The organism is Neisseria sp. N95_16, assembly GCF_002551535.2.
Lineage (GTDB): Bacteria > Pseudomonadota > Gammaproteobacteria > Burkholderiales > Neisseriaceae > Neisseria > Neisseria brasiliensis.
Genome location: NZ_PDBT02000044.1, coordinates 1 through 20,780 on the forward strand (window position 1 = coordinate 1; position 20,780 = coordinate 20,780).

Annotated in this window: 22 protein-coding genes; 6 read left to right on the forward strand and 16 right to left on the reverse strand. The window is 48.8% G+C overall.

Features of this window, described 5'->3' with window-relative positions; genetic code table 11:
* The coding region (locus CRG49_RS13880; protein ID WP_157807888.1) for a helix-turn-helix domain-containing protein at positions 1–171 on the reverse strand (171 nt) is incomplete at its 3' end.
* A 346-nt stretch (positions 172–517) separates the two neighbouring features.
* Between CRG49_RS13880 and CRG49_RS08035 the strand changes: the two genes are divergently transcribed.
* Positions 518–1,666, forward strand: coding sequence for a polyamine ABC transporter substrate-binding protein (locus CRG49_RS08035; RefSeq protein WP_095503214.1), 1,149 nt, complete (start codon positions 518–520; stop codon positions 1,664–1,666).
* A gap of 106 nt (positions 1,667–1,772) precedes the next feature.
* Here CRG49_RS08035 and CRG49_RS08040 read toward each other — a convergent pair whose 3' ends face one another.
* The 4 genes from CRG49_RS08040 to CRG49_RS08055 all read right to left on the reverse strand — a co-directional run bounded on the left by CRG49_RS08040 (position 1,773) and on the right by CRG49_RS08055 (position 6,202).
* The gene (locus CRG49_RS08040; RefSeq protein ID WP_095503215.1) at positions 1,773–3,434 is read right to left on the reverse strand and encodes an electron transfer flavoprotein-ubiquinone oxidoreductase; all 1,662 of its coding nucleotides are present in this window, start codon (positions 3,432–3,434) and stop codon (positions 1,773–1,775) included.
* Positions 3,435–3,572: 138 nt separating this feature from the next.
* A complete protein-coding gene (locus CRG49_RS08045) occupies positions 3,573–4,487 on the reverse strand; it encodes a metal ABC transporter solute-binding protein, Zn/Mn family (protein ID WP_095503216.1) in 915 nt (304 codons plus the stop codon).
* Between the two features lie 82 nt (positions 4,488–4,569).
* The gene (locus tag CRG49_RS08050) at positions 4,570–5,445 is read right to left on the reverse strand and encodes a metal ABC transporter permease (protein ID WP_095503217.1); all 876 of its coding nucleotides are present in this window, start codon (positions 5,443–5,445) and stop codon (positions 4,570–4,572) included.
* Between the two features lie 31 nt (positions 5,446–5,476).
* Positions 5,477–6,202 (reverse strand): metal ABC transporter ATP-binding protein, encoded by a 726-nt coding sequence (locus CRG49_RS08055; RefSeq protein ID WP_095503218.1) that lies wholly within the window; start codon positions 6,200–6,202, stop codon positions 5,477–5,479.
* Positions 6,203–6,470: 268 nt separating this feature from the next.
* Here CRG49_RS08055 and CRG49_RS08060 point away from each other — a divergent pair, with 268 nt between their 5' ends.
* Positions 6,471–6,773, forward strand: coding sequence for a DUF2288 domain-containing protein (locus CRG49_RS08060; RefSeq protein WP_095503219.1), 303 nt, complete (start codon positions 6,471–6,473; stop codon positions 6,771–6,773).
* A gap of 190 nt (positions 6,774–6,963) precedes the next feature.
* Complete coding sequence (cytX, locus tag CRG49_RS08065; RefSeq protein WP_095503220.1) at positions 6,964–8,163, forward strand: putative hydroxymethylpyrimidine transporter CytX; 1,200 nt, start codon at positions 6,964–6,966, stop codon at positions 8,161–8,163.
* 129 nt (positions 8,164–8,292) lie between these two features.
* On the opposite strand, the gene CRG49_RS08070 is transcribed toward cytX, so the two are convergent.
* The 5 genes from CRG49_RS08070 to CRG49_RS08090 form a co-directional block, all read right to left on the reverse strand.
* A complete protein-coding gene (locus tag CRG49_RS08070) occupies positions 8,293–9,675 on the reverse strand; it encodes a sodium:alanine symporter family protein (RefSeq protein ID WP_095503221.1) in 1,383 nt (460 codons plus the stop codon).
* A gap of 268 nt (positions 9,676–9,943) precedes the next feature.
* Complete coding sequence (gene apaG / locus CRG49_RS08075) at positions 9,944–10,312, reverse strand: Co2+/Mg2+ efflux protein ApaG (RefSeq protein WP_095503222.1); 369 nt, start codon at positions 10,310–10,312, stop codon at positions 9,944–9,946.
* A gap of 107 nt (positions 10,313–10,419) precedes the next feature.
* Complete coding sequence (locus CRG49_RS08080) at positions 10,420–10,908, reverse strand: phosphatidylglycerophosphatase A (RefSeq protein ID WP_095503233.1); 489 nt, start codon at positions 10,906–10,908, stop codon at positions 10,420–10,422.
* Positions 10,901–11,866 (reverse strand): thiamine-phosphate kinase, encoded by a 966-nt coding sequence (thiL, locus tag CRG49_RS08085; RefSeq protein WP_095503223.1) that lies wholly within the window; start codon positions 11,864–11,866, stop codon positions 10,901–10,903. Before thiL ends, CRG49_RS08080 begins: the two co-directional genes overlap by 8 nt.
* Positions 11,867–12,149: 283 nt before the next feature.
* Complete coding sequence (locus CRG49_RS08090) at positions 12,150–12,893, reverse strand: OmpA family protein (protein WP_095503224.1); 744 nt, start codon at positions 12,891–12,893, stop codon at positions 12,150–12,152.
* Between the two features lie 443 nt (positions 12,894–13,336).
* Here CRG49_RS08090 and CRG49_RS08100 point away from each other — a divergent pair, with 443 nt between their 5' ends.
* A complete protein-coding gene (locus tag CRG49_RS08100) occupies positions 13,337–14,287 on the forward strand; it encodes a CysB family HTH-type transcriptional regulator (RefSeq protein WP_095503225.1) in 951 nt (316 codons plus the stop codon).
* Positions 14,288–14,370: 83 nt separating this feature from the next.
* On the opposite strand, the gene fnr is transcribed toward CRG49_RS08100, so the two are convergent.
* Positions 14,371–15,105 (reverse strand): fumarate/nitrate reduction transcriptional regulator Fnr, encoded by a 735-nt coding sequence (fnr, locus tag CRG49_RS08105; RefSeq protein ID WP_095503226.1) that lies wholly within the window; start codon positions 15,103–15,105, stop codon positions 14,371–14,373.
* A 143-nt stretch (positions 15,106–15,248) separates the two neighbouring features.
* Between fnr and hemN the strand changes: the two genes are divergently transcribed.
* Positions 15,249–16,655 (forward strand): oxygen-independent coproporphyrinogen III oxidase, encoded by a 1,407-nt coding sequence (hemN, locus tag CRG49_RS08110; protein ID WP_095503227.1) that lies wholly within the window; start codon positions 15,249–15,251, stop codon positions 16,653–16,655.
* Positions 16,656–16,778: 123 nt separating this feature from the next.
* Entirely contained in the window at positions 16,779–17,030 is a 252-nt protein-coding gene (locus CRG49_RS08115; RefSeq protein WP_095503228.1) for a DUF1289 domain-containing protein, read from the forward strand.
* A gap of 58 nt (positions 17,031–17,088) precedes the next feature.
* On the opposite strand, the gene CRG49_RS08120 is transcribed toward CRG49_RS08115, so the two are convergent.
* The 5 genes from CRG49_RS08120 to CRG49_RS08135 form a co-directional block, all read right to left on the reverse strand.
* Positions 17,089–17,730, reverse strand: a complete 642-nt coding sequence (locus tag CRG49_RS08120) for a site-2 protease family protein (protein ID WP_095503229.1) — start codon at positions 17,728–17,730, stop codon at positions 17,089–17,091.
* A gap of 172 nt (positions 17,731–17,902) precedes the next feature.
* On the reverse strand, positions 17,903–18,187 hold the full coding sequence (locus CRG49_RS08125; RefSeq protein WP_100563057.1) for a hypothetical protein: 285 nt from the start codon (positions 18,185–18,187) through the stop codon (positions 17,903–17,905).
* Positions 18,174–18,752, reverse strand: a complete 579-nt coding sequence (locus tag CRG49_RS13160; RefSeq protein ID WP_100563055.1) for a hypothetical protein — start codon at positions 18,750–18,752, stop codon at positions 18,174–18,176. Before CRG49_RS13160 ends, CRG49_RS08125 begins: the two co-directional genes overlap by 14 nt.
* A 251-nt stretch (positions 18,753–19,003) precedes the next feature.
* A complete protein-coding gene (locus tag CRG49_RS08130; RefSeq protein WP_095503231.1) occupies positions 19,004–19,696 on the reverse strand; it encodes an aspartate/glutamate racemase family protein in 693 nt (230 codons plus the stop codon).
* A gap of 257 nt (positions 19,697–19,953) precedes the next feature.
* Positions 19,954–20,574 (reverse strand): L-threonylcarbamoyladenylate synthase, encoded by a 621-nt coding sequence (locus tag CRG49_RS08135; protein WP_095503232.1) that lies wholly within the window; start codon positions 20,572–20,574, stop codon positions 19,954–19,956.
* Positions 20,575–20,780: the final 206 nt, after the last annotated feature.

A 20,780-nucleotide genomic window follows, 5' to 3' on the forward strand; every position in this document is an offset into this window, starting at 1 on the left:
CTGTTGTGCTTTTCGGTAACAGTAGGTTCCGTTGACGGAATGCCGTCTGATTTCCCGACTGACGGTGGCGGGATGACAACCGATGTTCTGTGCGATTTGGTTTAGGGGTAGGTTGCGGTAATGTCTGGAAATGTAGTATCTTTGGTGTGAGGTCAGTTGTGTGTAGGCCATATTGCAATCTTTCTTGTCAGGAAAGGCAGTATACTACCGCATACTGGCCTTTTCTGTTATTGGAAATTGCACTTGTTAGGCGAATGTAAGGCCGTCTGAAAAATTTTATCGTTTGCAGATAAACCCATAGCAAAAAACACCGGTAAAAGTGTCATTTTACCGCTTTTAAACTATTGCATTTGCAAGGTTTTTAACGTTTAATGCAAGCTTGCTGAATCAAGGACGGCACGAGGTATCTAGTGCCTGCCGCCCCCACCACAGTTTCCCTTTTGTATGTGGTTTAAAGGTTAAATCCTTTGCCCACCGCTGCAATTTATTCCATTTCCCGACAAAAGGACTGTACACCATGAAAAAAACCTTCCTCACCGCCTGCATCACCTTAGCATTGGCGGCCTGCGGCGGCTCTGAAAAACCGGCTGAAACCGCCGCGCCACAAGCCAGCGAACCGCAACAAGCCGCACCGCAATCCAGCAATCTGAATATCTACAACTGGTCTGACTACGTCGATCCGCAAACCTTGGCCGATTTTGAGAAAAACAACAACATCAAAGTCCGCTACGATTATTACGACAGCAACGAAGCCTTGGAAGCCAAAGTATTGACCGGCAAATCCGGTTACGACTTGGTTGCCCCATCTATTGCCAATGTCGGCCGCCAAATCAAAGCCGGCGCGTACCAAGAAATCGACAAGAGCCAGATTTCCAACTACAACAACATTGACCCTGATCTGCTATCACTGATGGCCAGCGTTGACCCGGGCAACAAATATGCCGTGCCTTATTTCTGGGGCATCAACACCTTGGCGATTAACAAAGACTTGGTTGCCAAAGCTTTAGGCAGCGATGCATTGCCTGAAAACGAATGGGATTTGGTGTTCAACCCTGAATACACCGCCAAGCTGAAATCTTGCGGCATCAGCTACTTAGACAGCGCCATCGAGCAAATGCCGCTGGCCTTGAACTACATCGGCAAAGACCCGAACAGCGAAAACGCCGACGACCTCAAAGCCGCGGTTGATATGATGAAAAAAGTGCGCGGTGACGTGAAACGATTCAGCTCGTCAGGCTACATCGACGACATGGCCAACGGCAACTTGTGCGTGGCCGTGGGCTACGGCGGCGACTTGAACATCGCCAAAAACCGCGCCATCGAAGCGAAAAACGGCGTGAACCTGCAAGTATTGACCCCGAAAACCGGTGTAGGCATTTGGATCGATTCTTTCATGATTCCGCGTGATGCGCAAAACGTGGCCAATGCACACAAATACATCAACTACACGCTTGACCCGCAAGTGGCGGCGAAAAACGGCTCATTCGTGACCTACGCACCAGCCAGCCAACCGGCGCGTAAATTGATGGATGCCAAGCTTTCAGAAGACACGTCTATCTTCCCAAGCAAAGAAGTGATGGACAAGAGCTTCGTGATTTCACCAAAATCACCTGAAACCAGCAAATTAAGCGTACGCTTGTGGCAAGGTTTGAAAGCCGGCCAATAAAGTGAGGCTTTAATAAAGAAGGCCGTCTGAAACATTGTGTTTCAGACGGCCTTTTCGTTTGATAAACAAAAATTCAACACCAGTAAGCCTAACTTTTCAGGCGGACTTACATCGCACCATAATTCGGCCCGCTTGCCCCTTCTGGACAAATCCATACGATATTCTGCGTCGGATCTTTAATATCGCAGGTTTTGCAATGCACACAGTTGGACGCGTTAATCTGCAATTGCGGTGCATCGTTTTCCTCCACGATTTCATACACCGCCGCCGGACAATAACGCGTTTCCGGCGAAGCATATTCTTTGTGGTTGATGTCGATCATCACTTGCGGATTTTTCAAGGTCAGATGGCTCGGCTGGTTTTCTTCGTGCGCGATATTGGCCAGAAACACGCTACTCAAGCGGTCGAAAGTCAACACGCCGTCCGGTTTCGGGTAGTTAATCGGTTTGCACGCGGCGGCTTTTTTCAGTTGGTCGTGGTCTTTGCCGTGGTGTTTGAAGGTAAACGGCAAGCGGCCTTTGAAAAACAATTGCTCCATACCGGTGTACATCACGCCAAACAGCAAGCCCCATTGGAACGACGGGCGCACATTACGCGCGGCATACAATTCGGTATGCGCCCAGCTTTGGTCAAACAAGGCTCGGTATTGCACCGCTTCTTTGCCCTGCTCCACGCTTTCGACTTCTTCCAAATTATCCAAAATCGGGAACACCGCTTCAGCGGCCAGCAAGCCCGATTTCATGGCGGTGTGAATGCCTTTAATGCGTGGCATATTCAGGAAACCGGCCGCATCACCAACCAATGCGCCGCCGTTGAATGAAAGCTTGGGAATGCTTTGATAACCACCCTCGACCAAAGCACGCGCGCCGTATTCAATGCGGCGGCCGCCGGCAAAGGTATCGCGGATGGCCGGATGGGTTTTGAAGCGTTGGAATTCTTCAAATGGCGACAGATAAGGATTTTGGTAATCCAAGCCGACAACGAAGCCAACGGCGACTTTATTGTCGTCTAAATGATAAAGGAACGAGCCGCCGTAGGTTTTGGTGTCGAGTGGCCAACCGCTGCTATGCAACACCAAGCCTTGTTGGTGTTTTTCCGGTGCGACTTCCCAAATTTCTTTGATGCCAATGCCATAAGTTTGCGCATCGCTGTTTTTATCGAGATCGAAACGTTTAATGATTTGTTGGCTCAATGAACCGCGACAACCTTCAGCAAACAGGGTTTGCTGCGCCCAAAGCTCCATGCCCGGCTGGAAATTGTCAGTCGGTTCGCCATCTTTGCCCACGCCCATGTTGCCGGTAGCAATGCCCTTTACCGAACCATCGGCATGATAGAGAATTTCCGAAGCGGCAAAGCCCGGGTAGATTTCCACACCAAGCTCTTCCGCCTGCTCGCCCAACCAGCGCACCAATTCGCCCAAGCTGATGATGTAGTTGCCATGGTTGTCGAAATTGGGGGTAACCGGCAAGGGAATGGCACGTTTTTCGGTCAGGAACAACACTTTGTCTTGCGTCACTTCCACGCGCAACGGCGCACCGCGCTCTTTCCAATCGGGCAGTAATTCCGATAAGGTAATCGGGTCAATCACCGCGCCGGATAAGGTATGCGCGCCCACTTCGGAAGCTTTTTCCACCACGCACACGCTGATTTCGCGCTCGGCGGCTTGGGCAAGCTGCTTGAGTTTGATGGCAGCCGACAAACCTGCCGGACCTGCCCCCACAATCACAACATCGTATTGCATGCTGTCGCGTTCAATGGTTTCTATCATGGTTGGTTCCTGAATTTAAAATATATATAGATTTTTAATATATTATACAGCCATATCATATTGTTACCAAACGCTACAAGGCCGTCTGAAAAACAACTTGTTTTTCAGACGGCCTTGTATTATTACCTTATCCAGCCATTATTTTTTCATGGCATCGGTCATGATTTTCACATTGTAGCGGTACATGCCGACATAGGTATTGGCAGGCGCATTGCCCAAAGCGTCAGAATACAACTGACCACTGACTTTCACGCCGGTTTCTTTGGCGATGCGGTCAATCATGCGCGTGTCTTTGATGTTTTCGGTGAACACGGCTTTAATCCCTTCTCGTTTGATTTGGCGGATAATCGAAGCCACCGCTTTAGCCGATGGCTCTGCCGCGCTGCTCACACCTTGCGGGGCGATGAAATTGATGTTGTAGCGTTTACCCATGTAGGCAAATGCATCATGGCCGGTTAACACTTTGCGTTTGCCCACTGGCACGCTGTTGAACGCGGCTTGGGTGTCGCTGTGTAATTTTTTCAGCTGGTTTTGATACGCAGTCAAACGTTGCTCATAATAGGCTTTACCCGCTGGATCGGCTTTAACCAACGCGTCAGATACGTTTTTCGCATAGGTGACCATCAACACAGGGTCGGTCCAAACATGCGGGTCGAATTCGCCGTGGTCGTGATGGTGATGGCCTTCGCCTTCACCGTGATGATGATGGTGATGGCCGCCTTCCGGTGCTTTCAATGGCTGGATGCCTTTAGTGGCTTCGGCAAACGGCACTTTGCTCTGCTGTACGGCACGGCGCACATCGGCACCTTCCAAGCCCAAGCCGTTCAATAATACCAATTTGGCCGCGCGGATTTTCTTCACATCGCCGCTGGTCATGTGATAAGCATGCGAATCTTGGTTTGGACCCACCAGATTGGTCACCGCCACACGCTCGCCCCCCACCTGCTTGGCCACATCACCCAAAATGCTGAAGCTGGTCACCACCGGCAAAGGCACTGCATAAGCCGCACCGGACAACAACGCCGCAATAACACCCAATTTCCATTGTTTCATGTTTTATTCCTTTTGATATAACGTAACATTTCAGCCATTTTAAAACAGCCTGCCCGGTTAGACAAGCAGGCCGTCTGAAAAATCAACCGACTTTGTGGCGGCGGCGTTTCAGCCATTTGGTGACCACACCACCTTCCCAACCGAACACCACAGAGAAGACATATAACACGCCGCAGCACAAAATAATCGCCGGCCCCGATGGAATTTCGATGTGATAAGAAAACAGCAAGCCGGCAAAACCGCACAGCAGAGCAATCAAAGCCGCCATCGAAATCATCATGCCCATGCTTTTCGCCCACAAGCGCGCGGTAATCGCCGGCAGCATCATCAAACCGACCGACATCAGCGTACCGAGCGCTTGAAAACCGGCAACCATGTTCATCACCACCAGCACCAAAAACAACACATGCCAAAAGCCGCCCTTGCCGTTGACCGCCTTTAAAAACAGCGGATCAATGCTTTCCAACACCAGCGGCCGGTAAATCACCGCTAAGGCCAGCGCGGTAATCGACGCGGCTGCCGCAATCAGCGTCAACGCCGCCACGTCCACCGCCAACACCGAGCCAAACAGCAAATGCAGCAAATCGACGCTGTCGCCGTTTTTACTCACCAGCACCACACCGATGGCCAAGCTGGTTAAGTAAAAAGCCGCGAAGTTGGCATCTTCTTTTAATGTGGTAAAGCGGCTCACCAATCCGGCCAGCAAGGCCATCAACAAACCGGCCACAAAGCCGCCGATGCTCATTGCCGGCAAGCTCAATCCGGCAAACATATAGCCGATAGCCGCACCTGGCAACACGGCATGACCCAAGGCATCGCCGACCAAACTCATGCGGCGCATTACCAAAAATACGCCCACCGGCGCGGCGCTCAACGCCAAGCAGAAAATCGAGGCCAGCGCATAGCGCATGAAATCGAATTCAACAAAAGGCTCGATGAATAATTCGTGAAAATTCATGATGGATTTCTATGATAGGCCGTCTGAAACATTATGCCACGCACCAATCGACCGATTCTTGCTGCTGCATGGCGGCATTGGCTTGCAGCAGATATTCGTCGGTTAACACATTTTCTGTGGCACCGGCGGCAATTTTTTCCCGTGCAATCAGCAAAGTTTCAGGAAAATACGCGCGCACTTGTTCATAATCATGCAACACCGCAATCACCGCTTGGCCGCTTTGATGACAGCGGCGCAACACATCGAGCAAAGCATAAGTGGTGCGCGCATCGATGTGGTTAAACGGTTCATCCAGCAGCAAAAACTTAGCGTTTTGCGCCAACATGCGGGCAAACAACACGCGCTGGAATTGGCCGTTGGACAAATGCGCGATGCTGCGCCGGGCAAATTCATGCATTTCCACGCGCTCGAGTGCTTCATACACCCGCTGGCGCTGCACCGCGTTCACACGGCCGAAAAAGCCGATTTCATACCACAAACCCATCGCCGCTAATTCAAACACCGTCATCGGCTGCGTGCGGTCAACTTCGGCCTGCTGCGGCAGATAAGCGATGTCTTTGCGCTGCAAACCCGCCCATTCTATCGTGCCGGTTTCGGCTTTCTCCAAGCCCATCACCGCTTTCAACAGCGTGGATTTACCCGCGCCGTTGGGCCCGAAAATCGCCCACATGCCGTTATCTGGGAACGCCATCGACACATGATGCACCGCCGGACGACGTTGATAGCTGACGGTTAGGTTATCGACGATAATGCTCATGTGCCGACCGCCCAAAAATAAATGCCCCACAGCGCACCGAGTGCGATCAGCGCAATCAGCAGCCGTTGGAACAATCCGGTTAATAAAATCGAATTCATGGTCAACCCAATGTTTTCAGACGGCCTCTGACAGGCCGTCTGAATAAATAGAAAGTTGTTAATGATACTGTATAACATTATGCTTGTAAATCCGATTCTCCAGCTACAAATCACTACATGATTTGGGTTAAAATACGTCCTTTCTCCATACACGCCCGAAAGCACACATCATGTCCGCCCCCTTACTCAACGAAAAATTAAACACCGAAACCGCCCGTATCGCGTGGGCAGAATTACAACCCCATTTCGCCCGTGGCGCAGCGGTGTATGTAGCATCCGATTTGGATTTGATTGAAATCGCCCGCTACGTTGCCGACGATGCCACCGCCAAATTGCAGCCTTTGATGGCAGCCGGCAAATTCGGCGTAGTCAGCGAAGACCAAGCGCGTGCGTTTTATGCCGACAATCAGGAAATGTGGGCAGTGGTGGTCGCGCCGTGGGTGTTGGTTCAACCTGTGGTTGAGGCCGTCTGAACGTATCGGCTTTTCGTTTTTTGGTTTCATTAACTCAATTTATGTTTCAGACGGCCTGACTATTCTGTTTGGCCGTCTGAAACCTTTAATCTCTCCCTAAAACGCCGTTTTGATTAGCGCTTGCGGCTGTTCATTCCTATTCCCAAGCCTTATAATCCGCTTGTTATCAGCTATCCTTGCGGGATTCATCATGACATCAAACAAACTTTCCACCGCCGCCAGCGGCCTGATTTGGTTTGGCGCGGCGGTTTCTCTGAGCGAAATCCTCACCGGCACATTTCTCGCGCCTTTGGGTTGGGAACGCGGTGTGCAGGCAGTCATTCTCGGCCACATCATCGGCTGCGCGTTATTTTTCTGCGCGGCATTAATCGGTGCGCAAACCGGCAAAAGCGCGATGGAAACAGTGCAGCGCTCGTTCGGCATACGCGGTTCGGTCTTATTTTCCAGCGCCAACGTGTTGCAACTCATCGGCTGGACGGCGATTATGATCTACACCGGCGCGCAAATTGCGGCGGCGTTGAGCGATTCGCTGTGGGGCTTCGGCTCGCAAGCAGCTTGGGGCATCATCGTTGGCCTGATGATTGTCGGCTGGCTTTACCGCGGCGGCAGCGATGTAGGTCTACTGAAAAAAATCTCGCTGGGTTTGATGCTGTTGGTAACCATATGGCTGAGCGTGCGCGTATTCGGCAACACCGGCGGCATGCAAACGGTTGAAGGGCAAATGTCATTCGGCTTGGCAGTCGAGCTTTCGGCCGTGATGCCTTTGTCTTGGCTGCCTTTAGTGGCCGACTATACCCGCCGCGCTGCCAAACCAAAAGCCGCCACCATTGCGGCGACTTTGGCTTATTTTATCACCAGCACATGGATGTATTTATTGGGCTTGGGCGCGGTGTTGTTTTTACAGGAATCAGATATTGCCAAGATTTTCCTGATGGCCGGTATCGGCATCGGCGGCGTGTTGGTGGTGATTTTATCCACCGTGACCACCACTTATTTAGATGCTTATTCCGCCGGCGTGAGCAGCAAAACCATTTTCAGCAAAGCCAATGAAATCCACGTCGGCGCGGTCGTGACCATCATCGGCGCTATCTTAGCAATCACCCTGCCTGTCACCCAGTTTGAAAGCTTTTTGCTGATGATTGGCTCGGTGTTCGCACCAATGGTGGCGATTTTGATTGCCGACTATTTTGTGCTCAAACACGACGCGTCAAAGCACGAATTTGATTTTGTCGGTTTAAGCTTGTGGCTAGCCGGTTTCCTGCTGTATCGCAATTTCTTAACTGGCGAAACACCGCTGGGTATTACGTTTCCGGTGATGGCGGTGATTTTTGTGGTGACGATTATTGTGCGCAAATTGATTGATGTGCGCGTGGGTGTGACGGCGAAATAACGAAATTAAGCATGTATTCAGGCCGTCTGAATGATTGGTTTTCATACGGCCTTGCTTTTGCATATCAAGCGCAACAAAAAGCCGTCTGAAACATTTCCGTTTCAGACGGCCTTTTATCCATCACCTTAATCAGTGTGGCAACTCACCACTTTTCACTTTTTGCTTAAAGTCGCGGGTTTCGCTGACAATCACTTTAGCCAACAACAGCAAGGCAATCAAGTTTGGAATCGCCATCAAGCCGTTGAAAGTGTCGGCAGCCAACCAAACCAAATCCAAGCTCAATACGGTGCCGAGCATAACAGTAGCGACATAGAACACGCGGTAGATATTGGCAAAGCCGTCGCCGAATACATAAGTCGCGCATTTTTCACCGTAGTAACACCAGCCCAAAATGGTTGAGTAGGCGAAGAAAATCAAACCGATGGTCACAATCCAACCACCCACGCCCGGCAGCAATTGCTGGAAGGTCACGGTAGTCAAGGCAGCGCCGCTCAATTCCGGTTTCACGAATTCACCACCTGCGCCCATTAAGCCCATTACCAACACGATACCGGTAATCGAACACACCACGATGGTATCCAAGAATGTGCCGGTCATTGACACCAATGCTTGGCGCACAGGGTGGTCGGTTTTGGCCGCAGCCGCCGCAATCGGAGCCGAACCCATACCGGCTTCATTCGAGAATACACCACGTGCCACGCCGTAGCGAATCACCATGCCGAGTGCACCACCGGCCACTGCTTCACCAGTAAACGCGTCACGCAAAATCAGGCTGACTGCCGGTGCAACCATGTCCAAATGCATCAGGATGATCAACAAACCACCCAACATATACAATACCGCCATCACCGGCACAATCACCGAAGCCGCTTTGGCAATACCGCGAATACCGCCCAATACCACAATCGCGGTCAACAAGGTCAATACCGCGCCGGTCAGGCTAGGTGTGATATTAAAGCTGGTTTGCACGGCTTGCGCCACTGAGTTTGACTGCACCGAGCTACCAATACCGAACGAAGCGAACGTGCCGAACAACGCAAAAGCATACGCCATCCATTTCCATTTGCTGCCCAAACCTTTTTCGATGTAATACATCGGGCCGCCGGACATTTCGCCTTTTTTGTTCTGCACACGGTATTTCACCGCCAGCACGCCTTCGCCATATTTGGTGGCCATACCGAAAATGGCGGTAATCCACATCCAGAATACTGCACCCGGCCCCCCCATTACCACCGCGGTTGCTACACCGGCGATATTACCGGTACCGATGGTGGCAGACAAAGCAGTCATCAGTGCGCCGAAATGGGAAATATCGCCGTCATGGTCTTGGCCGTCTTTTTTAGGATGCGGTCGGAACGCTTGTTTTAAGGCATAGCCGAGCATGCTGAATTGCAAGCCTTTGAGCATAACGGTCAGCACTACGCCGGTGCCAACCAGCAACACCAGCATAATCGGCCCCCAGACCCATCCACTGATCACGTCGAATAATGATTTCAATGCCTCCATCAGCATTTCTCCTCTGTCATTTTTGTTAAGATGGATTTATTTCAGCATAAAGCGTTAACTTTTGCAATGTTATGTACACAATTTATGTCGTAAATCAGGAATGATTTGGGCTTTTACTCAGCTAAACCTTTATTTTAAAATTAAAAATAAAATACCAAAATCATGATGATTTTTAGCAATTTTCCAAAATAATTTAGAAAATAATGTTGAAATACGCAACAATTTATCAAAAAATGCCGCCTGAAACCACGTTCAGACGGCATTTCAATGTTAATTATTGCAAGGTAAAGCCTGCTTTAAAATCCAATTTCGGTACACCGACAATAAAGCGCTTGCCGATGCTGTTTTCAAATTCATACGCCCCTTCAATGCTGCCCCAAGGTGTGCTGATTTGCGAACCGCTGTTGTATTCGTATTCTTCGCCCGGATACAAAACCGGCTGCTCTTCAACTAAGCCCGGATGGCCGACCGATTCGGTTTCACCATGGCCATCGGTGATTTCCCAAAAGCGCTGGCGCAAGGTAACCACCTCATCGCTACGATTAAAGATGGTAATCACATAATTAAAGGCGTAACGGTCGCGATAGACGTCGCTTTGCCCAGCCACATAGCGTGACTGTACATTAATTTCAATTTGATTCATGTTGTTTACCCCGTATGGTAATATTTTTTTAGTGAGTTTTATAAAGAGCCATCATCAGATGACTTGCATTTTGCCGAGATATGCTTCCGGTCAAAATGTCGGATTGCTTACACAATCCACGCCGCAATATTCAAAACAATCAAAGTCATGAATGCCGCGATGATATCGTCTAGCATGATACCCAAGCCGCCATGTACGCGTGCATCAACCCATTTAATCGGCCATGGTTTAACGGCATCAAAAAAGCGGAACACAATGAATGCAGCTAACCACCAATGCCATTTAAACGGCACAAATGCCAAAATCAGCAGCATGGCGACGATTTCGTCCCACACTATGCCGCCGTAATCCTGAATGCCCAATTCTTTTTCAGCATGATTGCAAATCTGAATGCCCCATACAAACAGACCCACGCAAACCAATGCCAGCCACCAGCCGGTAATGCCAAGCAAAGACAGCATAAACGCAATCGGTAAGGCCGGAAGTGTGCCGAATGTGCCCGGTGCAACCGGTGCCAAACCACTACCGAAACCGAATGCGAGCAAGCATATCGGCTTTTGTTTCAGCCATGAAAACGTTGGTTTAAAATCAGCCAAAATGATCAAATCCTAAAGAAGTTAATGCAATTTCCATACGGTCTGCCATTGAGTTTATCACCTGTAGACATCCTGAATCGGTAATTTTACCGATGCACGTAATCGGTGTATTGCTGTTTTGCGCAGCAATCAATAGCGCTTCGCGACAATTTTTTGGTGCAGTAAACACCAATTCATAATCATCCCCGCCGGCTAAAGTGTATTGCAGCCATTCTTTGCGTGGCAATACTTTTTTTAATTGCGGCAAAGTCGGTATTTCATCCGCCCAAATTTCTGCACCAACATTCGATGCTGTCAAAATATGGTCGATATCTTGTGCCAAGCCATCTGAAACATCTTGTGCTGCATGTGCAAAATTCAATATTGCCTGTCCCAATCGCACACGCGGCATAGGCCTTAATAATTCCGCTTCACACAGCTGAAAAACTTCCGAAGGTAAATCACATTGTTTCAACAAGCAATTTAAAGCCGATGCGGCCAAACCAATCTTTCCGGAAACCCAAATATCATCACCAACTTGTGCAGCATCACGTCGCAGAGATTTTCCTTGCGGCAACTCCCCCACAATAGTGACATTAAAAACCAAGTCACCACGCGTGGTATCTCCGCCGATTAAAGTCACGCCGAAGCGTTGCGCCAAATCAAAAAGACTGTTGCAAAAACGACGCAACCAATCTTCATTCAATTCAGGCAAGCCTGCACTCAACAAAGCCCATCTGGGTTGAGCACCCATAGCCGCCATATCAGAGAGATTAACCGCCAGCACTTTCCATGCCAAATCCTCAGGTGCAACATTTTCAAAAAAATGCCTATTTTTTAGAAGCATATCCGCACTAAAACATAAATCATATTCGGCTTGCGGGCGGATAATGGCAGCATCATCACCAATCCCCAACACCACCTGATGGTCTTGCTGCTGGTTCTGCAGATATTTTCGAATAAAATCAAACTCTGTCATTTAAAGTCCTGAAAATTAAACCACATTTACAAGAAGAAAAACAATACTAGTAAAATTTGTTTTTATGTAAATAATTAAACTACTTAATTGATATAACATTATTTTAACGTAAAATCAAGCATCTGTATTTATCAGAAAATTCAATTTAAATCATATGCTTAATGATAAATTCAATATGCCGACAGTTAATCCTGTTCCCTTATTAAATTAAGTTTGATGATCTACCTATCCAAAATATTGCAAACAAAAAACCCCGCTAGCGCGGGGTTTTTAATCAGCCTACTTAAGGTTTGGTGTAACCATGTACGCGGCTGTGCGGAGAAGGAATCCAACCATCATCTACTGCTGGACGTTCGCCTTGCACAGTACCAGGAGCAACTTGTTTAGTTACCAAGCTGCGGATTTTCACGTCAACGCGACGATCCGGCTCAATACATGCAATCAGAGCAGCACGACGTTTCGCTTTAGAAACTTTTTTGCCCAGGTTAGCCACTTCAGCTTCACAAGTAGCAGTCATACGAGTTTGAGATTCACCCAGACCTACAGCAGAGATTTTGCTAGAAGGTACGCCACGGTTAACCAAGTAGTTAGCCACGGTGTTCGCACGACGCTCAGACAGAGCTTGGTTGTATTGCTCAGAACCCATAAAGTCGGTGTGACCTTCAACACGTACGGTTTGTACGTTGGTGTTGCTCAGACGCTGAGCCAAAGCATTCAGGTTTTCTTGAGCTTCAGGACGCAGAGTATCTTTGTCGAAGCTGAACAAAGTCTTAGCAGACAATGAAACAGTTTCATCAGCATATTCTGGCTCTTCAACTTTAGCAACGGCATCGCCACACTCAACACGGCCTTGAGTGGCTTTGTCGAAGTAGGTGTTTTTCCAGCATTCGCCGTAGTTGTTGCGCACGACTTCTTGAGATTTGCTGCTTACGGTGTAACCGTGTTTGGTATGCGCTTCACTTGCCATTGCGGTGCCAGAAGCCACCAAGGCAACAAACAATGCGCTTAATTTCAGCTGTTTGGTCATTTTATTCCCTCATCAAAATTGTTATGCAACGGATGCATAATACACCGTCACAACTTTACCAATATACAGGCCGCAGCATATAAAATGGCGGCAAATCGGATATATCAGGTTGCACTATAAAGAAGCCGAGGGCAAACTGTCAATACTCGATGCCTCTGAACAATCATGAAACTGCCTGCTTCCTGACTACCAATCATGCCGAAAAATCAAACTTGTGTCATTTATTTATGGATAAATCCCCATAAGGTTTGCTCTATCGTTGTACAAAAGCAACAACCATTTCAAAGTGCGATGATGGCTTCTTAAAACTTTCTGATGGAGAATTTAGATACTTCTTGAAAAAACAAAAGCTTCCCAAAGAAAGCCGATTCACGCCGACAAAATTAAATAAAATATGCTAAATTACGCCATATTTGTCGCACAATATCCACAACTCAAATACCATGAAATTACAACAATTACGCTACGCACTCGAAGTTTACCGCCATAATCTGAATGTCTCCGAAGCAGCCGACGCACTGTTTACTTCCCAGCCGGGTATTTCCAAACAAATCCGATTACTGGAAGAAGAGCTGGGCATTCAGATTTTTATCCGCAGCGGTAAACGCGTGGTTTCAGTTTCCCAGCCGGGCAAAGCAGTGTTGGAAATTTCCGAGCGCATTTTGCGTGATGTGCAAAATATCAAAAACATCGGCAGCGAGTTTACCGACCACGATAGTGGCGCACTCACCATTGCCACAACCCATACACAGGCACGTTATGCCCTGCCGCACATTGTGGCTGATTTTGTAAAGCGTTATCCCAGAGTTAATCTTACCATCAAACAAGGCAGTCCTTCGGCTATTGCGCAGATGGTCAGCAACGGTGAAGCCGACATTGCCATTATTACCGAAAAGCTCGACGACCATCCTGAATTGCGCAAACTTAATTGTTACGACTGGAATCATGCGGTGATCGTGCCTAAGAACCATCCTTTACTTGATTGCAGAAATCCGCTCAGCATTGAAGATTTGGCCAGCTTTCCGTTAATTACTTATGAATTCGCCTTCCATTCTAGCAGCAGCATCGCGCGTGCTTTTACCAAAGCCAAGCTGGAGCAGCCGGAAGTGGCTCTAGCCGCTGCTGATACCGACGTGCTAAAAACGTATGTCAAACTGGGCTTAGGCGCGGGCTTGATGGCAAAAATGGCTTACGATCCGCAAGCCGATCAAGATTTGGAATTGATTGATGTGGCTCATTTGTTTGAGCCGTCACCCACTTGGATTGCTATCCGTTCAGATACTTATTTACGCGGCTATACTTATGACTTTATCGAGATGTTTGCACCTCATTTAAACCGTGAAAATATCGACCGTATCTTGTATACACCGATTATGGAGGACTTCTCCATTTAAATTAGCGCGTTTGTTTATTTCCCTAAAGATAAAAGGCCGTCTGAAACACACAACTTCAGACGGCCTGTTGACATTTTCAGCCCTTACATAGCATGCGCGCAGCCGGATACCATTTTTTTCAAGGCCTGCGAGTCGAGAATCTTGATGTGTTTATGTTCCACTTCAATCAAACCTTCGTGATGGAATTTCGACAACGTGCGGCTGACGGTTTCTAGCTTCAAACCCAAATAGCTGCCGATTTCTTCACGCGACATGCGCAGGATGAAATCATTGGCGGCAAAACCGCGCGAATACAAACGATTCGATAAATTCAACAAAAATGCGGCCAAACGCTCTTCGGCACGCATATTGCCCAACAACAGCATCACGCCTTGATCACGCACGATTTCGCGGCTCATCAAGCGGAAAAAGTGGGTTTGCAGGCTTGGAATGTTTTGTCCCAACTCTTCCATGTGGGCAAACGGCAATTCACACACTTCACTGTCTTCCAAGGCCACGGCATCGCAGCTGTGGACATGCGAACAAATGCCGTCCATACCGATCAATTCGCCCGACATAAAGAAACCGGTCACTTGGTCGCGTCCGTCTTGGCTTGCCACCGTGGTTTTGAAAAAACCGGCACGAATGGCAAACAAAGAAGTAAACGGTTCGCCGGCGCGGAACAGATATTCGCCTTTTTTCAGACGACGGCTCTGACGGATAACGGCATCCAGCTGGGAAAATTCGTTAGGCATCAAACCAACCGGCAAACAAAGTTCACGCAAAGAACACGTCGAACACAATGCTTTCAATTGATGTGTAGAATTGTGTGTGGCCATAAAATACCTTTTTTATAAAACTTCTTACTGACTGAGCTTCTCTTGACTCATATCAAGACAGGTTTATCATAATGTGGCATTCTAGCAAACTAAATCGAATTTTACTAATTCGTTAAACAAAATATAAGCACAACACGACCATCATGAAAATAATTCCGATACAAAACAACGAACTACCAGAATTTGACCGCGACTTGATTGCCAAGCTTCCGGCAAGCGGCCCACGCTATACGTCTTATCCCACCGCCGACCGCTTCCACGATGGCTTTCGCGAAGCCGAATACACCCATGCGCTGCACTTACGCGGCCTAGGTGCGCTCAACAAACCTTTATCGCTTTATATCCACATTCCATTTTGCAATACCATCTGCTATTACTGCGGCTGCAACAAAATCATCACCAAAGACAAAACCCGCGCCGATGCTTATATTGAGTATCTTGAGCGCGAAATGGAATTGCTCTCCCCACATCTCAACGGCCGCCATCAATTGGCACAACTTCACTTCGGCGGCGGCACACCGACCTTCTTGAGCGACGACCAGCTTGAGCGCGTGTTTGAGATGATTCGCAAGCATTTCCAGCTGATGCCCAACGGCGAATATTCCATTGAAATCGACCCACGCAAAGTCAGCCGCGAAACAGTGCACAAACTCGGCAAACTCGGTTTCAACCGCATGAGCGTGGGCATTCAGGATTTCGATCCGAAAGTGCAGGAAGCGGTCAACCGCATTCAAAGCTTTGAAGAAACCAAAGAAGTGATTGATGCCGCACGCGAAGCCGGCTTCAAATCCGTCAGCGTCGATTTGATTTACGGCTTACCACATCAATCGGTAGAAAGCATGAAAGCCACTATTGATACTGTGCTCAGTCTCGATCCCGACCGCTTGGCGCTGTATCACTATGCCCACCTGCCACATATTTTCAAACCGCAGCGCCGCATCGACACCAATGCTGTACCGGGCAGCGAAGAGAAGCTCGATATGCTGCAATACTGCGTGCAAACTCTCACCGACCGCGGCTATGTGTTCATCGGCATGGATCACTTTGCCAAACCTGACGACGAGCTTTCCATCGCCCTGAAAGAAGGCTGGTTGCAGCGTAATTTCCAAGGCTATTCAACCTATGCCGATTGCGATTTAGTAGCCATCGGCGTGTCCAGCATCGGCAAAATCGGCAGCACCTATGCCCAAAACGAGCGCGACATCGACGCCTATTATGCCGCCATCGATGAAGGCCGCTTGCCGATTATGCGCGGCTACCAGTTGAACCAAGACGACTTATTGCGCCGCAACATCATTCAAGATTTGATGTGTCGCTTTTCATTGGATTTCCAAATTTACGAAAGCGTGTTCGGCATTCCATTCCACCAATATTTTGCCGATGAATTGGCCGACTTGCAGAATCTGGCCGAACTCGGCTTGCTGCGCTTGAAGCCGCACGGTCTGACTGTGACCCCGAAAGGCCGTTTCCTGATTCGCAATATTGCCATGGTATTCGACTACCACTTGCGCCATAAAGAAACCACGGCGAAATATTCGCAAACCGTGTAAAATGTTTTGCTTCATGACAAGGCCGTCTGAAACATATTCTGCTTTCAGACGGCCTTCTCCGTATCTCATTGACTTTACATCAATAACCGCCTACCATGACAGAAAAATGACATTTTCCCCACCATGCAACAGCCCGACTTCTTCACCATTCCCAGCCCGTGTATCGGCGTATGCGAAGCCAATGCCAAAGGCTATTGCAAGGGCTGCTTGCGCAGTCGTGAAGAGCGGCTCTATTGGCAGCAGATGAGCGATGAGCAAAAACACCAAGTCATGCGCCTGTTGAGTATGCGCAAAAACAAAATCCGCAACCGCAAACTGGATTTACTCGCCCCTGTCGATGGATCCAACGCCGAACAAATCAGCCTCGATTTTTAGGATAATCTACCAATCCACATACAACAAGGCCGTCTGAATCTTCAGATGGCCTCAGTTTTTAAATAATTAATCCAACAGATCCTGCCACCAACGACATAATCAAGTTCACCATCGGCTCGATTACCGTCCACAACACGCCGGTCATCAGCAAAAGCAGAATAATCCAAGTACCGTAAGGCTCAATCTTGCGGTATTGCATGGATTGCTTCGCCGGTAAGAAACTGTCCACGAAGCGACCACCATCCAAAGGCGGCACCGGTAGCATGTTCAGCACGAACAGCACCGCATTAATCGAAATACCGAATTGCGCCATTTTTGACATCGGAAATTGATACGATTCAGGCGCATACACCGCTGCCAATCCCCAGCCAAACGCCATCACCAGATTCGACAACGGCCCGGCAATCGCCACCGTACGCATCCCCAAGCGTGCATCGCGGAAATTGCGCGGAATCACCGGTACCGGTTTCGCCCAGCCAAACATAAAACCGGTGGTAAAAAGCAACACCGCTGGCACCACCACCGTGCCAATCGGGTCAATATGCGCCAACGGATTCAGCGTCAGCCTGCCCATCTGTTCGGCGGTAGGGTCGCCCCAATAACGCGCCGCATAGCCGTGCGCCGCTTCGTGTACCGTAATCGCCAGCAACATCGGCAGCACCGCCAGTAAAAAAATACCTAAATCAAAATTCTGAAACATGGTTTTTCGCTCCGCAGAAAGCTGTTTGCGGGAAACAACTTTTCTAATATCAAGGCCGTCTGAACCGCCAAATAGTCAAGAATATAACAGATTTTGCAGATGTGGGCATAAAGTGGGGATTCAAGGTGATGCAAAGAGAGTCGGAATACCGTCTGAATGCCCGACTGATTTTTCAGACGACTGAAACAACGGTTTTCTTCTTCAGCATACACAATAAATTCTGCCGCTCTTGCTGTGCAAACAAATCTAAGCGCAGGGCAATCACACAGTTGTCCCAACCTTGTCCGTCGAGGTTGGTGCCGCCATGATGGCTGAAATAAACATGTTCGGGGGAGACATCAATCCATAATATCTCCTTGCCCCTTTTTTGATTGAGGCGGATATTTTGAATGCCGTACCAATCAAACACCGCCGTCGTTTCAAGGCCGTCGTATCTATCGCCTTCATGATGAATCAATCTGCCGAATCTGTTTTTGGTCGGCCAATCCACCGCTGCCGCACACACCATCATGGCTTGGTCTGCAATAACCGCCAAACAACAATCCGGCGCATAAACCCTGCGCGATTTGAACAAAAGGTTCATGCCGTGAATGAAAGTAAAACTGGTTACCAGCTGCAAAATAAAAGCCGGCAAGCTCGCGCGATTTTGATTGGCAGCCAGCCAAAACCAAGCTGCAGCCAACACGGCAACACCCGAAAACAACGCAATAGCGGCAAACCGGTTGCGCAGCCGCTTGGTTTTTTTTCGCCGGCATCGTCATTTGTTGCCCCTTTAGGGCAAGCGTGTCAACACCATGGCGTGGAACAGGGCGGAGTACAAACGAACGGAGGGTTCCGGTTTCGTCATAATCTGCAAAAATTTCCACCCTGAGACCGGCTTCAAAAACATGCGGAATAGAGCGGATATGCCCGCGCGTGAATTCAAATACCTTACCGCTTTCACTTACCGCCGAGCCGCAGTTGCCGCCCCATTGCGCTATCTCACCGATCATACGGCGGGTCACCGGCTCCAAATAGCCCAAATTCCACCTTTCTTTTCAAATCACACCCACTATAGCCTGTAGATGTCGGTAGGGTTACGCCGCTTAAAGCGGCGTAACCGTACGGATGTTCAAAACTTTCAGACGACATCAATTGATGTACCGTCAAACTCTTAGCATAGAATGCGGCATGAAAACTTATCCCATAAACATTTTCAGTTTGTACGGTTACGCTTTGCTTGGGCAAAGCTAACCGTACCTACTAATTTTTAAATATGAATCAATGTTTTGAGTTACCCCCTCAACACAAAATCTGCCGCTGCCTGCGCATGCAACGCCGCCGTATCGAAAAACGGCAGCGCATGGTCGCCTTCTTGAATCAACAGACCAATTTCGGTGCAACCTAAAATCACACCTTCCGCTCCCTGTCCAGCCAAATATTGCACCGTATCCAAATAAAAATCACGGCTTTCAGGCAGGATTTTACCCAAGCACAATTCTTCAAAAATAATGCGGTGAACTTCCGCCTGTGCCTGCTCGTCAGGAACCACCATCTCGATGCCGCGCTGCTTGAGGCCATCTTTATAAAATGCATCCTGCATGGTAAATGCCGTTCCCAGAACGCCTACCTTTTTGATGCCTTGTGCCTTAATCGCCGCAACCGTAGCATCGAGTATATGTAGAAACGGTATTTGCACCGCCGTCTGAATTTCAGCCGCATTTTTGTGCATGGTATTGGTTGCCAACAAAATCCCTTGTGCGCCAATGCTTTCCAGTTTAACCGCCGCTTCAGCCAGTATTTTCCCCGTTTCCTGCCATGCAACGCTTTTCTGGCGCTGCACGATTTCTTCAAAATCAACACTCAGCATCACCATCGGCGCGGAATGGTTGCCACCTGCTTTCTGATTCACCAAGCGGTTGATTTCCTGATAGTAAATCGCTGTGCTTTCAGGCGACATACCGCCGATAATGCCTAAGGTTTTCATGAGCTTCCTTTCATCTTAACGATTTTATGTGTCACGCCGTCTGATTGTTTAGGACTTGCACGGTTAAATCGTTACAACATTAACCATCTCGTAGGTACGGTTAGCCGCCTAAAGCGGCGTAACCGTACGAATAAGTCACCGAAAAAGCATTAGGCTTGCGTACGGTTACGCCGCTTTGGCGGCTAACCGTACCTACATTTTTAAGGAGGCCGTCTGAAACATTTACGTGGTTTTCAGACAGCCTTCATTATCATTTTTTACAAACCAAATAAGCCTTTGTCCCCCTTGCCCTCACGAATTAATTCGGTACCGTCGGTCATGTCAATCACGGTGGTTGGCTCGGTGCCGCACCAGCCGCCGTCAATCACCAAATCAACACTGTGTTCCAAGCGGTCGCGGATTTCGTAGGGGTCGGTCAGCGATTCGTCGTCTTCGGGCAGCATTAAAGTGCAGCTCAACAAAGGTTCGCCCAATTCTTGCAACAAGGCCAAGGCGATTTTGTTGTCGGGTACGCGCAGGCCGATGGTTTTGCGTTTTGGGTGCATGGTGCGGTTGGGCACTTCTTTAGTGGCTTCCAAAATAAAAGTGTAGCTGCCCGGCGTGGCGGCTTTGAGCTGGCGGAACTGGCTGTTGTCCACTTTGGCGTATGTGCCCAATTCGCTCAAATCACCGCACATCAAGGTCAGGTGGTGTTTTTGGTCGATTTTGCGGATTTGCAGGATTTTTTCCATCGCGTTTTTGTCGCCGAGTTGGCAACCCAACGCATAGCAGGAATCGGTGGGGTAAACAATCACGCCGCCGTTGCGCACGATGTCGGCGGCTTGCTTAATCAGGCGGTCTTGCGGATTATCGGGGTGGATGGCGAAAAATTGTGCCATGTTTGTGTCCTTTGCGTTTGATGTTTTTGGTTCGGCGCATATTGTAAAACTTATTGATTGAAAAGACAAAAGGCCGTCTGAAAGTTTTTGGGTTTCAGACGGCCTTACATTCGCATTTCAAGTGCAACGCTCAAATGCCATTGGCAAGGGCTGCTGAAAACAGATCACCCGGTGTCTCATAGTCCAATGTCTTTCTCGGTCGGCGG

Bases quoted from the DNA above. Each gene is read 5' to 3' on its own strand.
- CRG49_RS08035 (WP_095503214.1), top strand. From the start codon at position 518: ATGAAAAAAACCTTCCTCACCGCCTGCATCACCTTAGCATTGGCGGCC.
- CRG49_RS08040 (WP_095503215.1), bottom strand. From the start codon at position 3,434: ATGATAGAAACCATTGAACGCGACAGCATGCAATACGATGTTGTGATT.
- CRG49_RS08045 (WP_095503216.1), bottom strand. From the start codon at position 4,487: ATGAAACAATGGAAATTGGGTGTTATTGCGGCGTTGTTGTCCGGTGCG.
- CRG49_RS08050 (WP_095503217.1), bottom strand. From the start codon at position 5,445: ATGAATTTTCACGAATTATTCATCGAGCCTTTTGTTGAATTCGATTTC.
- CRG49_RS08055 (WP_095503218.1), bottom strand. From the start codon at position 6,202: ATGAGCATTATCGTCGATAACCTAACCGTCAGCTATCAACGTCGTCCG.
- CRG49_RS08060 (WP_095503219.1), top strand. From the start codon at position 6,471: ATGTCCGCCCCCTTACTCAACGAAAAATTAAACACCGAAACCGCCCGT.
- cytX (WP_095503220.1), top strand. From the start codon at position 6,964: ATGACATCAAACAAACTTTCCACCGCCGCCAGCGGCCTGATTTGGTTT.
- CRG49_RS08070 (WP_095503221.1), bottom strand. From the start codon at position 9,675: ATGCTGATGGAGGCATTGAAATCATTATTCGACGTGATCAGTGGATGG.
- apaG (WP_095503222.1), bottom strand. From the start codon at position 10,312: ATGAATCAAATTGAAATTAATGTACAGTCACGCTATGTGGCTGGGCAA.
- thiL (WP_095503223.1), bottom strand. From the start codon at position 11,866: ATGACAGAGTTTGATTTTATTCGAAAATATCTGCAGAACCAGCAGCAA.
- CRG49_RS08090 (WP_095503224.1), bottom strand. From the start codon at position 12,893: ATGACCAAACAGCTGAAATTAAGCGCATTGTTTGTTGCCTTGGTGGCT.
- CRG49_RS08100 (WP_095503225.1), top strand. From the start codon at position 13,337: ATGAAATTACAACAATTACGCTACGCACTCGAAGTTTACCGCCATAAT.
- fnr (WP_095503226.1), bottom strand. From the start codon at position 15,105: ATGGCCACACACAATTCTACACATCAATTGAAAGCATTGTGTTCGACG.
- hemN (WP_095503227.1), top strand. From the start codon at position 15,249: ATGAAAATAATTCCGATACAAAACAACGAACTACCAGAATTTGACCGC.
- CRG49_RS08115 (WP_095503228.1), top strand. From the start codon at position 16,779: ATGCAACAGCCCGACTTCTTCACCATTCCCAGCCCGTGTATCGGCGTA.
- CRG49_RS08120 (WP_095503229.1), bottom strand. From the start codon at position 17,730: ATGTTTCAGAATTTTGATTTAGGTATTTTTTTACTGGCGGTGCTGCCG.
- CRG49_RS08130 (WP_095503231.1), bottom strand. From the start codon at position 19,696: ATGAAAACCTTAGGCATTATCGGCGGTATGTCGCCTGAAAGCACAGCG.
- CRG49_RS08135 (WP_095503232.1), bottom strand. From the start codon at position 20,574: ATGGCACAATTTTTCGCCATCCACCCCGATAATCCGCAAGACCGCCTG.